At 61.2% G+C, this 14,298-nt stretch carries 14 protein-coding genes; 9 read left to right on the forward strand and 5 right to left on the reverse strand.

Features of this window, described 5'->3' with window-relative positions:
- Positions 1–62: 62 nt before the first annotated feature.
- Complete coding sequence (locus NKH97_RS16400) at positions 63–854, forward strand: YdcF family protein (RefSeq protein ID WP_352553072.1); 792 nt, start codon at positions 63–65, stop codon at positions 852–854.
- Here the strand turns inward: NKH97_RS16400 and NKH97_RS16405 are convergent.
- Positions 833–1,546: a DUF599 domain-containing protein gene (locus tag NKH97_RS16405; RefSeq protein ID WP_027161543.1), complete on the reverse strand. Its 714-nt coding sequence runs from the start codon at positions 1,544–1,546 to the stop codon at positions 833–835. The two genes, NKH97_RS16400 and NKH97_RS16405, sit on opposite strands and share 22 nt — an antisense overlap.
- Before the next feature lie 180 nt (positions 1,547–1,726).
- Here NKH97_RS16405 and NKH97_RS16410 point away from each other — a divergent pair, with 180 nt between their 5' ends.
- From NKH97_RS16410 to NKH97_RS16425, 4 genes are all read left to right on the forward strand, one after another.
- Entirely contained in the window at positions 1,727–3,130 is a 1,404-nt protein-coding gene (locus NKH97_RS16410; protein ID WP_127295570.1) for an L-serine ammonia-lyase, read from the forward strand.
- 76 nt (positions 3,131–3,206) lie between these two features.
- The gene (locus tag NKH97_RS16415) at positions 3,207–3,644 is read left to right on the forward strand and encodes a DUF1489 family protein (protein WP_013531780.1); all 438 of its coding nucleotides are present in this window, start codon (positions 3,207–3,209) and stop codon (positions 3,642–3,644) included.
- A gap of 84 nt (positions 3,645–3,728) precedes the next feature.
- On the forward strand, positions 3,729–4,460 hold the full coding sequence (locus NKH97_RS16420) for a hypothetical protein (RefSeq protein ID WP_023812953.1): 732 nt from the start codon (positions 3,729–3,731) through the stop codon (positions 4,458–4,460).
- On the forward strand, positions 4,460–5,158 hold the full coding sequence (locus NKH97_RS16425) for a DnaJ domain-containing protein (protein WP_023812952.1): 699 nt from the start codon (positions 4,460–4,462) through the stop codon (positions 5,156–5,158). The genes NKH97_RS16420 and NKH97_RS16425 overlap by 1 nt, the downstream gene beginning before the upstream one ends.
- A gap of 46 nt (positions 5,159–5,204) precedes the next feature.
- Here NKH97_RS16425 and NKH97_RS16430 read toward each other — a convergent pair whose 3' ends face one another.
- On the reverse strand, positions 5,205–6,614 hold the full coding sequence (locus tag NKH97_RS16430) for a D-alanyl-D-alanine carboxypeptidase (RefSeq protein WP_023812951.1): 1,410 nt from the start codon (positions 6,612–6,614) through the stop codon (positions 5,205–5,207).
- Between the two features lie 285 nt (positions 6,615–6,899).
- On the opposite strand from NKH97_RS16430, the gene NKH97_RS16435 reads away from it, so the two are divergent.
- From NKH97_RS16435 to clpA, 3 genes are all read left to right on the forward strand, one after another.
- Positions 6,900–7,229, forward strand: coding sequence for a phasin family protein (locus NKH97_RS16435; protein WP_013531776.1), 330 nt, complete (start codon positions 6,900–6,902; stop codon positions 7,227–7,229).
- A gap of 297 nt (positions 7,230–7,526) precedes the next feature.
- Positions 7,527–7,856 carry an ATP-dependent Clp protease adapter ClpS gene (gene clpS / locus NKH97_RS16440; RefSeq protein ID WP_023812950.1) on the forward strand — a complete coding sequence of 110 codons (330 nt, stop codon included), beginning with the start codon at positions 7,527–7,529 and terminating at the stop codon, positions 7,854–7,856.
- Positions 7,857–7,862: 6 nt separating this feature from the next.
- Positions 7,863–10,331 carry an ATP-dependent Clp protease ATP-binding subunit ClpA gene (gene clpA, locus NKH97_RS16445; protein WP_023812949.1) on the forward strand — a complete coding sequence of 823 codons (2,469 nt, stop codon included), beginning with the start codon at positions 7,863–7,865 and terminating at the stop codon, positions 10,329–10,331.
- A gap of 58 nt (positions 10,332–10,389) precedes the next feature.
- On the opposite strand, the gene NKH97_RS16450 is transcribed toward clpA, so the two are convergent.
- Positions 10,390–11,744, reverse strand: a protein-coding gene (locus tag NKH97_RS16450) for an IS3 family transposase (RefSeq protein WP_502897080.1) whose coding sequence is annotated in 2 segments (ribosomal slippage) — positions 10,390–11,279 and positions 11,279–11,744 — 1,356 coding nt in all. Because the reading frame shifts where the segments join, the coding sequence is not laid out codon by codon here.
- 78 nt (positions 11,745–11,822) lie between these two features.
- On the opposite strand from NKH97_RS16450, the gene NKH97_RS16455 reads away from it, so the two are divergent.
- Positions 11,823–12,446 carry a chloramphenicol phosphotransferase CPT family protein gene (locus NKH97_RS16455; RefSeq protein WP_352612300.1) on the forward strand — a complete coding sequence of 208 codons (624 nt, stop codon included), beginning with the start codon at positions 11,823–11,825 and terminating at the stop codon, positions 12,444–12,446.
- Positions 12,447–12,498: 52 nt separating this feature from the next.
- Here the strand turns inward: NKH97_RS16455 and NKH97_RS16460 are convergent, their stop codons facing one another.
- Positions 12,499–13,641: a phosphatase PAP2 family protein gene (locus NKH97_RS16460; RefSeq protein WP_352612296.1), complete on the reverse strand. Its 1,143-nt coding sequence runs from the start codon at positions 13,639–13,641 to the stop codon at positions 12,499–12,501.
- A 182-nt stretch (positions 13,642–13,823) separates the two neighbouring features.
- Entirely contained in the window at positions 13,824–14,255 is a 432-nt protein-coding gene (locus NKH97_RS16465; RefSeq protein ID WP_128303607.1) for an HIT family protein, read from the reverse strand.
- Between the last annotated feature and the right edge of the window lie 43 nt (positions 14,256–14,298).

The following is a 14,298-nucleotide window of genomic DNA, read 5'->3' on the forward strand; positions in this document are numbered from 1 at the left end:
AAATCAAAGTGTTAGCGTCCTTTGAGCGCGCACGCCCGCGCGGCGCTGCAATGGGGTGAGCGATGTTCTTCTACCTGTCCAAGATCTTTTGGTTCTTCATCCAGCCGCTGAACCTGGCGATCTTTCTGCTGCTGGCGGGATTGCTCGCGGCCATGATCGGGCGCCGGCGGCTGGCGGCTACCGGCAGCGTGCTGGCATTTCTGGTCCTTGCGCTGTCAGCGTGGACGTCGCTCGGCGCCATGATGCTCAATCCGCTGGAAGAGCGCTTCGCGCGCCCGCCGCTGCCGGCAAAGGTCGACGGCATCGTCGTGCTCGGCGGCGGCTTCGAGGGCGCCATCAATCTGGCGCGCGGCGGCTATGAGTTGAACAGCAGCGGAGATCGGATGGTCGAGACCGCAGTTCTGGCCCGGCGCTTTCCTACCGCCAAGGTGGTCGTCTCCGGCGGCACCGGCGCGTTGTTTCTCGATGGCGAGGGCGATGCCGCAACCGCGCCGCGCCTGCTCACCGCGCTTGGCGTGGCCGCCGATCGTCTGATCCTGGAGAACAAGTCCCGCAACACCTATGAGAACGCGGTCTTCACCAAGGAGTTGCTAACGCCGAAGCCCGGCGAGACCTGGCTGCTGGTGACTTCGGCCTTCCATATGCCGCGCGCCAAGGCGCTGTTCGACAAGGCTGGCTTTGCGACTGTTCCCTGGCCGGTCGACTATCGCACCTCGGGCAAAGAAGGCATCGGCCTGTTCCGCGACAATCCAGCCGATTCGCTGCAGGCCGCCACCATGGCCATCCGCGAATGGATCGGGCTTTTTGCCTACTGGCTGTCAGGCCGGATCGATCAGCCTTTTCCAGGCGGCTGACCGATCACCGCCTGCCTGGCGGCCGAGAAGAACTGGCGCCGCACCAGAACGGCCAGCAGCAACAGCGTCGACAACACGAACACCATTGGGTCGACGAACCAGCCGAGATAACCGATCGAGAAGAACACGCCGCGCAGGCCGGAGTTGAAGTGCTTTCCGGCCAGCATGTTCATTTGCGCCGCACGCCACACCGCCGTTTCGGTGACCGGATTGCGTGAGGCTTCGCCATGCGGGATCGGCACGGCGCCGATCAGGATCGTGCAATAGTTGAACAGCCGGTACGCCCAGCCGAATTTGAAGAACGAAAACGCCAGGATCAGCACCAGCCCGAACACCTTTATCTGGAAGGCCGCGCGCGACGGCGCGCCACCCAGGGGCAGGTCGCTGAGCACTTCAAGAACCCGGTCGGATGCGCCGAGCAGGGCAAAACAGCCGCCGATGGCGATCAGCGAGCTGGAGGCGAAGAAGGCGGTGCCTTGCTGCAGCCCGCTCATGATGGCGGTATCGACGATGCGGATCTCGCGCTCGGCCATGGTCCGCATCCAGGCTTGCCGCTGTGCATTCATCGCCGTCGTCAGTGACATGCGGCTGACCAGCTTGCCGTCGGAGGCGAACGTGTGCAGCAGCCACGCGACGAGGAAGAAGGCCAGCGCCGCGAGATCGGCTGTCGAAAGATCGAGGGAATCGCCCATGGCCTGAATTTAGCACATTCAGCGCGATCGCTTCGATGTCCGCCTACAGCGATAAGGCACCAATGTCGCTGCCGGAGCAAACAAGGTCGGCGGGTGCAGCGCCGCGATTTCCAAAAGAGCGGAAACATCGTGGGAATTCCTATATGTAGTCATCGACCTGACGCCAGGAGACAACGCCGCGTGTTCCTTTCGGTTTTCGACCTGTTCAAGATCGGCATAGGACCCTCGAGTTCGCACACGATGGGGCCGATGACAGCCGCTGCGCGGTTTCTCGACGAGGTCGCGGGAAATGACTGGCCGCGTCCGGCGGGCGTCAAGGTCGATCGGCTTGGCGCAAGTCTGCACGGGTCACTCGCCTATACCGGTATTGGCCACGGCAGTGATCGCGCCGTCATGCTCGGCCTTGCCGGCCTGACGCCGCAGACGGTCGATCCCGACCAGGCCGATGGCATTGCCAGCCGCATCGCCGCCGAAAAGCGCATTTCGCCGCCCGGCCATCCCGCCTATCGCTTCGATCCGGCCACCGATCTGGTGCTGGACCGCAAAACGCCGCTCACCGGTCACGCCAACGGCATGGCGTTCTACGCCTATGATTCCGGCGGCCGCCTGCTGCTCAAGCGCATCTATTATTCGATCGGCGGCGGCTTCGTGGTTTCCGAAGAAGAACTGCAGCGGATGAAAGCCAAAGGTTCGGTGACAACCGAAGGCAAGAAAGTGCCTTATCCGTTCAAGAATGCGGTCGAGATGCTGGCCATGGCCGGCAAAAGCGGCCTTTCCATCGCCGACATGAAACGCGTCAACGAGGAGACGCAGATGACGCGCGAGGAGCTCGACGCCGGCCTCGACGGAATCTGGAGCGCCATGAAGGGCTGCATCGACCGTGGCCTGTCGCAGGATGGCATCATGCCGGGTGGGCTGAAGGTGCGCCGCCGTGCCCGCATGCTGCACGATAAGCTGCAGGAGCAGTGGCAGCAGAACAAGCCCAATCCTTTGCTCGCCAATGACTGGCTGTCGATCTACGCCATGGCCGTGAACGAGGAAAATGCCGCCGGCGGCCGCGTCGTCACCGCGCCGACCAATGGCGCTGCCGGCACGCTGCCGGCGGTGCTGCGCTACTGGCTGCATTTCCATCCCGAGGCGGACCAGCCGAGCATTCGTGATTTCCTGCTGACGGCTGCCGCCGTTGGCGGCATCATCAAGACCAACGCGTCGATCTCGGGCGCCGAGGTCGGCTGTCAGGGCGAGGTCGGCTCGGCATCGGCGATGGCGGCGGCCGGCCTGTGCGCCGTCATGGGCGGCACGCCCGAGCAGGTCGAGAATGCCGCCGAGATCGCGCTCGAACATCATCTCGGCATGACCTGCGATCCGGTCGGCGGGCTGGTGCAGGTGCCGTGCATCGAACGCAATGCGCTGGGCGCGGTCAAGGCGGTGACGGCAGCGTCACTGGCCATCAAGGGCGACGGCATCCATTTCGTACCGCTCGATGCGGCGATCGAGACCATGCGCCAGACCGGCCTCGACATGAACGAGAAGTACAAGGAAACCAGCCTTGGCGGGCTTGCAGTCAACGTCGTGGAGTGCTGAAGGCTGGCCTAAACCGCCACTGTGGAGAAGTCGATCCGGTCGTTGACGCGTTCGCGTGCAGGACTAACCTTAAGCGATGTCTCTCAATCTCATAAAACTCTGTGTCGGCTGCGACAGCGTCGAGGATCTCGAAGAGTGGATCGCCTTCCGCCTCGACGAGCGGCGGCGCGCCGGTGAGCCGGTCGAGCAGTATCACACCACCCGTATGATGCCGACGCGCGGCGCCGAGGTTACCGATGGCGGTTCGCTCTATTGGGTGATCAAAGGCAATGTGCAGTGCCGCCAGTTGATCACCGAAATCCGGCCGTTCACCGACAGTGAAGGCATAGGCCGTTGCCATCTGATACTCGACCCCGAGGTTGTACGCACCGACTGGCAGCCACGCCGGGCTTTTCAGGGCTGGCGCTACCTGAAGCCGGCGGACGCGCCGCTCGATCTGGGTAAGGGCAAGGCCGGATTGATCGAGATGCCGCCGAAACTCAGGCGCGAGCTGGCCGATCTCGGTCTGCTCTGACCCCAGGTGGCATCACCGCCTGGCCCTTTGCACTGCCCGATGTGGGGCTTGCAAGCGATGTGGCAACGCCACATCTTGTTTTTCATGAGCGATAAGAAGCAGCCTGTGCCAGCGGGGACCAATCCTGCGCCGATCAAGCCTCAATCCAACGCCGGCGAGATCGACGCCTTCATTCGTCAGGCGAGGACACTTGCCGCGTCGGCGACCGATTCGGGCAGGCTGATCCTTGCTCTCGACGCAACAATGAGCCGCCAGCCGACCTGGGATCTGGCTTGTGAGCTGCAGGGCCAGATGTTCGACGCTGTCGGCAAGGCCGGAACCCTCAGCGTGCAACTGGTTTATTTTCGTGGTCTCGGCGAGTGCCGTTCGTCCGCTTTCGTGAGCGACACCAATGCCTTGAAGCAGCTGATGACGCGGATCGAATGCCGCAGCGGCCACACCCAGATCGGCAAGGTCCTGACGCATGCGTTGAAACAGACGGCGGCCGCCAAGGTCAATGCGCTGGTCTACATCGGCGACGCGATGGAAGAGAATATCGACGATCTGGCCGAAAAGGCCGGCAGCCTCGGCCTTCATGGCGTTCCCGTCTTCGTGTTTCAGGAAAGCCATGATTCCGGCGCAGAAAAGGCGTTCAAAGAGATTGCGCGGCTGTCCAAGGGGGCTTGGTTTAGATTTGATCGGCGGGCTGCCGCGACCCTGGCAGGACTGCTTTCGGCCGTCGCCGTGTTTGCGACCGGCGGGTTGAAGGCGCTCGAAGCCAGGGGCAGGCCGGAAGACCGGCTGATGATCGAGTATCTGCGGGGCGGCGGAAAATAATGGGCGCGATCATCGCTTTTGGAGCGTTGCTTCTGCTGCTCCTCGGCGCGGTGACGATCTTTCTGCGTGCCGAGCCGGCGAAACTGGCGAGCACGCTGCGAACGCTCGGGCCGGCTCTTCTGGCACTTGTCGGCGTCGCCGTGCTTGTGGTCGGCCGGGAAGGCATCGGCGGCATGATTCTCACCGGCGCAATTGCCTGGTATGGTTCCATGCGCATGAAACGCCAGCCGGCCGGGCTTGCACCGGGCAAACGCTCGACGGTGCGCACAGCGGCATTGGAAATGGAACTCGATCACGATACCGGCGGCCTCGAAGGACTGGTCCTGGCTGGCCGCCACGAAGGCAAGATGCTTGGCGCGATGGGGCTGGCGGAATTGCAACACCTCTACCGCGAACTCTCCGGCGATCCGGAGAGCCGACAGCTGCTAGAGACGTATCTTGACGGCAGATTTCCCGTCTGGCGCAAAAACGCTGAGACGAACGGTGGCGAAGGGCTGGGTGTTGCGCCAGGTCCGGGCGCCATGACTAAGGAGGAGGCCTACAAGGTCCTTGGTCTTGAAGCGGGGGCCGCCGCGGCGGATGTCCGCAAGGCGCACCGCCGCCTGATGCAGCGCCTGCACCCCGATGTCGGCGGCACGTCTTTCCTGGCGGCGCGGATTAACGAAGCCAAGGACGTCTTGCTCTCCAATCACAACTAGTCTCCTTCGACGCAGAATTTTTCCGGGAGATGGCTTGCACGCCGTCCTACTGCTGGACGGCGTAGCACTCGATGTTCTTCTTCTTCAAAGCGGTACAGGCCTTCCAGGCGGCGGTCTTCGAACCGAAGCCACCGAAGCGGGCGCGGTAGTAGGTGACGCCATCCTTGTCGAAGGCGACAGTGAAACCGGAAGCGTCCGCCAGCACCTTGGGCGCCTGCTTGGTGGTCTTGTCGAGAAAGGCCTGGGCCTCGGACTGCTTGGGCGACGAGGCGACCTGAATGGCCCAACCCGAAGGCACCGACGCGGTGTTGACCGGGTCGACAGCCGCCGGCGTCGGCTCGGCATAGGCCGCTACAACCTGGGCCGTCGCGACTTGGGGGGCTGAAACGATGACGGTCTTGACCTTTCTGGTCTTGACGACGGGGGCTGCTTCTCCGGCCTGCGCGGTATCGTCTTCCGCGACCGTGGCGTCCTCGGCAACGGTGACATCGTCCTGCGCTATGACAGGCTTGTCGTCCGGTGTCGGAGCGTCATGCTTGGGCAGGAGAACCTTGGCAAGGGCGGTGATCGGGTTGTTGCCACCGGCCTTGGCGACCAGATCGCCACCACCGCGAGTCGACGCCCTCGGCAGATAGGTGTTGATCAAGCTGGCCATCTGATTGTCGCGGCTGCCGCCCGAGGTGCCGCCCATGACCACGCCGACGATGCGGCGATTGCCATCGGAAACCGATGAGACGAGGTTGAAGCCGGAGGCGCGGGTGTAGCCAGTCTTGATGCCGTCGACGCCCTTGATGCGTCCAAGCAGACGGTTGTGGCCGTTGATGCGCTGGCGCCCATAGAGAAAGGAGCGCTGCGAGAAATAGCCGTAATACTGGGGAAAATGCTCGCGCAGCGCGATGCCGAGCGTCGCCATGTCGCGCGCGGTGGTGAACTGGCCGGGGTCGGGCAGGCCATTGGCGTTGCGGAACACGGTGCCGTTCATCCCCAGCGCACGCGCCTTGGCGGTCATCATGCGGGCAAAAGTGGTTTCATTGCCGCCGAGCATTTCGCCGAGCGCGGTGGCCGAGTCATTCGCCGACTTGGTGACGATCGACAGGATCGCGGTCTCGACCGTGACGGAACCGCCCGGCTTCACGCCAAGTTTCGTCGGCGCCTCGGCGGAGGCCTTGGCGGAAAACACCACTGGCGTGTTCCTGCTGATCTTGCCCTTCGCCATCGCTTCGAAGGTCAGATACAGCGTCATCATCTTGGTCAGCGAAGCCGGATAGCGCCTGCCGTTGGCGTCGGCGGAGTAGAGCACTTTGCCGGTCTTGGCATCCACGACGATGGCCGCCTGCCTGGCCGCCAGCGACGAGGCAACGTCGCCAAAAACGAATGTCATCGCCAGGGCGATGATCATCATCGTTTTGAGAGGGGAGGTAGATTTGGAAACGATGCCCAACAACGCCTTACGCACTGGTACTTCCCTTGGATTTCTTCGTTGCGTTGGAGGCGGCAAAGGGTCCTGCCTCGCTTCCGGCCAAGCTACCGGCGCAGCGTTACCAATCCGTTTATGGTAACCGCCGCGTTCACCATTTTCTTCGGGCTTGTGGCTCTCTTTATTCGATTTTTAGCCATTGGCTGCGCAGGCGGGTCCGCAAGCCCGCGAAATCTTGACTTTTGTGCGGTGCACAATATATTATCTTGCATTGCACAAGGGCGCCCCGAAGAAGGACGCTTCAACCGTCAAGGGAATCGTGAAATGACCCAGACCTATGAGGACTTCAGCAAATACGGCAAAGAGTTCGCCGACACCGGATTGAAGAGCTTTGCGTCGCTGTCCAAGGGCGCGCAGGCGATTGCCACCGAAGCTGGTGAATACACCAAGAAGAGTTTTGAAACCGGCAGCGCCACGGTGGAGAAGCTGTTTTCAGCCAAGTCGCTGGAAAAGGCGATCGAGATCCAGTCGGATTACGCCAAGCAGTCCTATGAGGCGTTCGTCGCCGAGGCCACCAAGATCGGCGATCTCTATGCCGAACTCGCCAAGGAAGCTTACAAGCCATTCGAATCGATCGTTGCCAAGGCAAAGTAATTTTGCCCGGGCGAACTGATTTCGCCTGACGTGACCCCAGATTCAGCCTTTGAACCCGAGAAAAAGCCCGGCCACGGAAACGCGGCCCGGCTTTTTCGTGTCAATTTCCGTTCCAGAGCCTCGCGCCCCTTCACGATTGCGAAAATCGTCCAAGTTTGGTGACCTAGCCATATTGTCAGCTAACCAGAAGGGCTTAAAATCGTACATCGAACACCTACATGTCGAACTCGCATGGGGAATCGAAAGAGGCAGGAATACGTGACGATCGGTTTGACTGCCACGAGACGAGTGGTGCGGATGCAAGACGGCGACGGTAACGGCAATGGGGCCGGCCGTGGGACGGCCGTCATCACGCGCACCAAAACCAAGACCAAGAAGCCCAGCCTTTATCGGGTCCTCATCCTCAACGACGACTACACTCCGATGGAGTTCGTGGTTCACGTGCTGGAGCGTTTTTTCCAGAAGGATCGCGAAGCCGCCACACGCATCATGCTTCATGTTCACAATCATGGAGTGGGCGAGTGCGGGGTCTATACATTCGAGGTGGCCGAGACCAAAGTGTCCCAGGTCATGGATTTCGCCCGACAGAATCAGCATCCGCTGCAATGCGTGATGGAGAAGAAGTGAGGTAACATGCCGGCTTTCTCCCAAGGCCTGGAAAAGGCGCTTCACCAGGCGCTGACGCTCGCCAATGAGCGGCACCATGAATATGCAACCCTAGAACATCTGCTGCTCGCGCTCATCGACGACACCGAGGCGGCCGCCGTCATGCGCGCCTGCAATGTCGATCTCGATGAGCTCAAGCACACGGTTCTCACCTATATCGACACCGAGCTCGACAACCTCGTCACCGGTTACGACGAGGACTCCAAGCCGACCGCCGGTTTCCAGCGCGTCATCCAGCGCGCGGTGATCCATGTGCAGTCGTCTGGCCGCGAGGAGGTTTCGGGCGCTAACGTCCTCGTCGCCATCTTCGCCGAGCGCGAGAGCCATGCCGCCTATTTCCTGCAGGAACAGCAGATGACCCGCTACGACGCGGTCAACTACATCTCGCACGGCATTGCCAAGCGTCCGGGCGCATCGGAGACACGCTCGCCGCGCGGTGCCGATGACGAGCAGGGCGGCCAGAACGGCGCCGAGCCACAAGAGGAAGGCGGCAAGAAGAAGCAGCAGCAGGATGCGCTGACGGCTTATTGCGTCAATCTCAACAACAAGGCCAAGGCCGGCAAGATCGACCCGCTGATCGGCCGCGAGTCCGAGATCAACCGCACCATTCAGGTGCTGTGCCGCCGCTCGAAGAACAACCCGCTCTATGTCGGTGATCCCGGCGTCGGCAAGACGGCGATCGCCGAGGGTCTGGCCAAGCGCATCGTCGAGGGCGACGTTCCCGAAGTGCTGCACAACGCCACCATCTTCGCGCTCGACATGGGCACGCTGCTCGCCGGCACGCGCTATCGCGGCGATTTCGAGGAACGGCTGAAGCAGGTCGTCAAGGAACTCGAGGACTATCCCGGTGCCGTGCTGTTCATCGACGAGATCCATACGGTCATCGGCGCAGGGGCTACTTCAGGCGGCGCCATGGATGCGTCCAACCTGTTGAAGCCGGCGCTGTCATCGGGTGCGATCCGCTGCATCGGCTCGACCACCTACAAGGAATTCCGCCAGTTCTTCGAGAAGGACCGTGCTTTGGTGCGGCGCTTCCAGAAGATCGACGTCAACGAACCGACCATCGCGGACGCCATCGAGATCATGAAGGGCCTCAAGCCCTATTATGAGGAGTTCCACAAGGTGAAGTTCACCAACGAGGCGATCAAGGCCTCGGTGGAGCTGTCGGCACGTTACATCAACGACCGCAAGCTGCCGGACAAGGCGATCGACGTGATCGACGAGACCGGCGCCTCGCAGATGCTGGTTCCGGAAGCCAAGCGCAAGAAGACGATCGGCATCAAGGAGATCGAGGCGACGATCGCCACCATGGCCCGCATCCCGCCGAAGACGGTTTCGGCCGATGACGAGAAGGTGCTGCAGGGTCTCGATATCGAGCTGAAGCGCGTCGTCTATGGCCAGGACACCGCGATCACCGCGTTGACCTCGGCGATCAAGCTGGCGCGTGCCGGCCTGCGCGAACCGGAGAAGCCGATCGGCTCCTACCTGTTCTCCGGCCCGACCGGCGTCGGCAAGACCGAAGTGGCCAAGCAGTTGGCCGCGTCGCTCGGCGTCGAGCTGATCCGCTTCGACATGTCGGAATATATGGAACGCCACACCGTCTCGCGGCTGATCGGCGCGCCTCCCGGCTATGTCGGCTTCGACCAGGGCGGTCTTTTGACGGACGGCGTCGACCAGCATCCGCATTGCGTGCTGTTGCTCGATGAGGTCGAGAAGGCACATCCGGACCTGTTCAACATCCTGTTGCAGGTTATGGACCATGGCAAGCTGACCGACCACAACGGCAAGCAGATCGACTTCCGCAATGTGATCCTGATCATGACCACCAATGCGGGCGCGTCGGATGCGCAGCGCGCGGCGATCGGCTTCGGCTCGACCAAGCGCGAAGGCGACGATGTCGAGGCGATCAACCGGCTGTTCACGCCGGAATTCCGCAACCGTCTCGATGCGATCATCCCGTTCGGCTCGTTGCCGGTGCCGGTCATTCATCAGGTGGTGCAGAAGTTCGTCATGCAGCTCGAGGCCCAGCTTTCCGAGCGTGGCGTCACCTTCGACCTGTCGGCGGATGCGATCGCCTGGCTCGCCGACAAGGGCTATGATGAGCGCATGGGAGCGCGGCCGCTCGGCCGGGTAATCCAGGAGCACATCAAGAAACCGTTGGCCGACGAGGTGCTGTTCGGCAAGCTCAAGAAGGGCGGCACGGTGCGTGTCACCGTCGAGAAGAAGGAAACCGGCGAGACCGGCCTGAAGCTCGAATCACTCGCCGACGAGGCGCCGGTGAAGCCGAAGAAGGAAGAGCCGGAAGAAACAACGAAGCCCAGAAAGGCCGTGACGAAAAAGCCCGCGGCCAAGAAGCTGGTGGCGCAGAAGCCCGAAGCCAAGGGCAAGGACGGCGGCAAGCGCAGCCTCGTGCCGCAACTGCCCCGAAAGAACTGACCTTGACGAAAGTCGAAAAAAGCCCCGGAAATGAACTGACCCCATAAAGTTGGACGGTTCATTGAGTTGGTAGGTTTAAGGGCTGGTTCCTGTATTGCACAGGGGCCAGCCCTTTCAGTTTCAGTTTGATGCGGCGGTGGTTGTAATAGTCGATGTAGTCCGTGATGGCGTCGTCCAGGCTTTGAACGGTGTCGAAGGTTCCGGGATGGAAGAGCTCGGATTTGAGGATGGCAAAGAAGCTCTTCATTGGGGCGTTGTCGAGGCAATTGCCTTTGCGTGACATGCTCTGTTGGAGGCCTCTGGCTTCCAGCCTGCGTTGGAATGCCGACATCTGATACTGCCATCCCTGATCGGAATGCAGGATCGGCCTTTCGTTCTCACCAAGCCGGGCGAGGGCTTTGGTCAGCATATTGTCCACCATTTTGAAGCGTGGCCGCCGCGCCGTCTCGAACGCGACGATCTCGCCATTGTAGAGATCCATGACCGGGGACAGATAGAGCTTGTCGCCGGCCAGGCTGAACTCCGTCACGTCGGTCACCCATTTGCGGTTGGCGCGGTCGGCGCCGAACTTGCGCTGCAACAGATCGGGAGCGGTCCGCCCAGCCTCGCCCCTGTAGGAGCGATACTTCTTCGGCCTGACCAGCGACTTCAATCCCATCCCGGCCATCAGGCTCTGGACGGTCTTGTGGTTGACGCGCCGGCCCAACCGGTGCAGTTGCGCAGTCACCCGGCGATAGCCGTAGCGACCCTTGTGGCTGTCGAAGATGGCCTTGATCGCCGCCTTCAGCGCCGCATGGCGGTCCGAGCGCTTCGCTGCTTTCTGTCTGTAATAGAACGTGCTGCGCGCAAGCTTCGCCAGCTCGAGCAGCCCCTCAAGCGAATGCAACGGCCTTAACGCCTGGACGGCTTGCGCTTTTTGAGCGCATGTCCCTGCGTTAAGGCCTCTAGTTTTTTTAGGTAGTCGTTCTCCATCCGCAGATGCTTCAGCTCAGCCAGCAGTTCTTCGCGGCTTTTGGCCTCGTCACTGGCTGCAACAGGCACTGCGGGGGACGGCGGCTTTGACATGGGTCGTCCTCTGGGACGTGGGCCGAGCGCCTCTATCCCGCCCGCATGATAGCGCTTCTCCCAGCCCGTCAGGCAACTGGCATTGCGGATATTGAACAATGCAGCCGTCTGCCGATACGACAGACCTTCCTCCCACATTCGCTCAAGCACCGACAGCCTGAACGCCGCGTCGTAACGACCGTACTTACCAGATAGCCCGGCATCGCCATGCGCCTGGTACAACGCAACCCACTTGCGAACAGTGGCCGCATCAACGCCATGCATCGACGCCGCACTCGCGCAGCTCTCATCCCCGCCTAAATAGCTATCGACAACCGAGCGCTTGAAACTCTCGCTGTATTTGGACATGCAAAACCCCCGAAGGTTGTGTCCAACTTTCGGGGGTCAGTTCAAAACGGGGCTTTTTTCATTGGAGCGGGAGGACGCATGGCCGGGCAGGTCATCATTCTGAACGGTGCACCGAGATCGGGAAAATCAAGCATCGCCAGAGCTGTTCAGGAGAGCTTCGATGGCGTCTGGCTCAATCTCGGTGTCGACGTCTACGAGCAGGCCACGCCGGCACGCTATCGGCCTGGGATAGGATTGCGGCCTGGCGGCGAGCGTCCGGACCTTGAGGCCCTCGTGCCCGGATTATACGCCGCGCTCTACGAATCGATAGCCGCTCATAGCCGGTTGGAGCTGAATGTCGTTGCGGATGTCGGCCATCACGATGCCTATTCGAGACCACTTCACATTGTGGCCGATTGCGCGCGCCGGCTTGTAGGTCTGCCGGTGCTGTTTGTCGGTGTTCGCTGCCCGCTGGAAATCATCATGGAAAGGCGTGCGGCCAGCGCGGCAGACAAGGGATATGTAACCGGCTCGCCCGATGATCCCGTCCCGCTGCCCGTGCGTCTGTGGCAAGAAGAAGTCCACCGCCCAGGCGTGTACGATCTGGAAGTCGACACCTCGCTCCTCAGCCCTGGGCAATGCGCGGATACGATCGCAGAGCAGCTTAGCACCGTATCCAACAGCGTTTCAGAAACTATTCAACCCATCCAGCGCGGCCCTTGAGCCGTTTTGACCGGCATGGCCGCCGCAGGCGGGTTCGTCCAGATCGGCGAATTTACAGCCCGCATACGGCCGGCGATTGCATGGTGGAGCTCTCGATTTCAGCGGCCATGCGGTCCGACGCGAAACGTGTCACCAAATATCCGCACGCCTTCCAGATCGCGATCATCAGGAATGCACCCGCATAGCCATCCACGGCATAGTGCCAGCCAAGTACGACGGAACCGACCATAATGACGCCGGCGAATAACCACATCACAAGACCGGCCAGCCGAGACCGCCGTGTTGCGTAGAGGGCGAACAGCACCGCCATCGCAACGTGCAGGGATGGGAAGGCGGATATACCGACGCTGCCGGTAGTTGCGCCGGTATAGCCACTCCACAGCATATCCTGCGTGCTGAGCGCCCAGATCGGATAGACGCGATCGGCAACGGCAAGTGCTTGCATGAGGGGGTGAAAGTCGTTGCCGAACCCCAATCGCTCGTAAAAGCAAGGGCCAGCCGACGACAGGCCCATCGCGAGGAAGAAGCCACCCAGCGTCCACATCGTCATGAAGCTCATCAGGAACTGGTGACGCAGCTTCGTATCCTTGCGTGTGATGCACACGGTGAAAACCGTGGTGATGAGCACGACGAACCAGAAATTGTACGCGATGTTGATGATCTTCAACGCAAGCGGCGACTGGACGACAAACCACAACCATTCGTGCGGGGCTCGACCGAAATGCAGGATGCGATCGGCGTGAGCCAATGCTTTGTCCCATGCAAACGGAGAGAGGATTGCAATGGCTCCCTTCAACACACCGATCGCGGATATGAAGGCAAGACCTGCACCCAGGCCATTCAGGCTGTTGGCAATGCGTTCGGCATCGCCAAAGAATCTACCCAGTGACTTGAGGAAGGTGTGCAGCGGTTCGGTATCCCGCTGGACCAGCGCAAGGTGGAAAAGCGTCCCAAGTGCAAGGGCTGAGCCGCAAATCCAGAAGGCGATGAAAAGATACTCGGCGTATTCCTCCAGAACGCCGAAATCCGGCATGTTTCCAGTGTGCCACCCGACTGCGCTTGCCAGAAGCAGCGCAGCGGCAGCCATAGCGTGCAGCAGCCGGTGTCGCCAAAAGGCATCCGCCAAGATACCAAGAAAAGCACGTCCGAAAATTGCCCCCGTCAGCGGGGCCGATGCCGCAACCGAATCTTCCATGGTTTTGAAGCCCCACAGCTCGCCACGCCGTTACTGTTTACCGTGAGACGGTTCAATATTTCCTAATCAGACGATTAGAGTTGCAAACGGTTGAGTCCCGGCGCCGGCACGGCCGGGCACTAGAATCGTCTTCTCGGCTAAACGGCGCTACCCGGTCCGCCACATCGGCTGACCTCTCGCTCTCAATTTTTGAGCGCAGTCCGGATCTTTTCGGCATTTTCGGTCAGCACCTCCGGCTTCTCCATTCCTCCCGTGTGCGACTTCAGCGGGATGCCGTCGAAGCGCGGAATGACATGTACATGCAGATGATAGACGGTTTGCCCCGATGCCGGCTCATTGAACTGCATGATGGTGACGCCGTCGGCGCCAAAGGCCTTTTTCACCGCCAGCGCCACTTTCTGAACGACGTTCAAGAGATGGCCGAAAATTGACGGGTCGGCGTCGAGCAGGTTGCGCGATGGCGCCTTCGGCAACACCAGCGTATGGCCCGGCCCCTGCGGCATCACATCCATGAAGGCGATGACCGCTGCGTCCTCGTAGACGCGGTGCGAAGGAATTTCGCCGCGCAGGATCTTGGCGAAGATGTTGTCGGTATCGTAGGCGGCCTCAGTCATGGTGAACGCTCCGGATTGTGCCTTTCGTGTAGCGAAACGGTGG

The sequence above is a fragment of the Mesorhizobium sp. M0870 genome (genome assembly GCF_040319775.1).
Classification (GTDB): Bacteria; Pseudomonadota; Alphaproteobacteria; order Rhizobiales; family Rhizobiaceae; genus Mesorhizobium.

Coding starts and splice junctions, on each gene's coding strand:
- NKH97_RS16400 (WP_352553072.1), top strand. CDS start 63: ATGTTCTTCTACCTGTCCAAGATCTTTTGGTTCTTCATCCAGCCGCTG.
- NKH97_RS16405 (WP_027161543.1), bottom strand. CDS start 1,546: ATGGGCGATTCCCTCGATCTTTCGACAGCCGATCTCGCGGCGCTGGCC.
- NKH97_RS16415 (WP_013531780.1), top strand. CDS start 3,207: ATGTCTCTCAATCTCATAAAACTCTGTGTCGGCTGCGACAGCGTCGAG.
- NKH97_RS16420 (WP_023812953.1), top strand. CDS start 3,729: ATGAGCGATAAGAAGCAGCCTGTGCCAGCGGGGACCAATCCTGCGCCG.
- NKH97_RS16425 (WP_023812952.1), top strand. CDS start 4,460: ATGGGCGCGATCATCGCTTTTGGAGCGTTGCTTCTGCTGCTCCTCGGC.
- NKH97_RS16435 (WP_013531776.1), top strand. CDS start 6,900: ATGACCCAGACCTATGAGGACTTCAGCAAATACGGCAAAGAGTTCGCC.
- clpS (WP_023812950.1), top strand. CDS start 7,527: ATGCAAGACGGCGACGGTAACGGCAATGGGGCCGGCCGTGGGACGGCC.
- clpA (WP_023812949.1), top strand. CDS start 7,863: ATGCCGGCTTTCTCCCAAGGCCTGGAAAAGGCGCTTCACCAGGCGCTG.
- NKH97_RS16455 (WP_352612300.1), top strand. CDS start 11,823: ATGGCCGGGCAGGTCATCATTCTGAACGGTGCACCGAGATCGGGAAAA.
- NKH97_RS16460 (WP_352612296.1), bottom strand. CDS start 13,641: ATGGAAGATTCGGTTGCGGCATCGGCCCCGCTGACGGGGGCAATTTTC.
- NKH97_RS16465 (WP_128303607.1), bottom strand. CDS start 14,255: ATGACTGAGGCCGCCTACGATACCGACAACATCTTCGCCAAGATCCTG.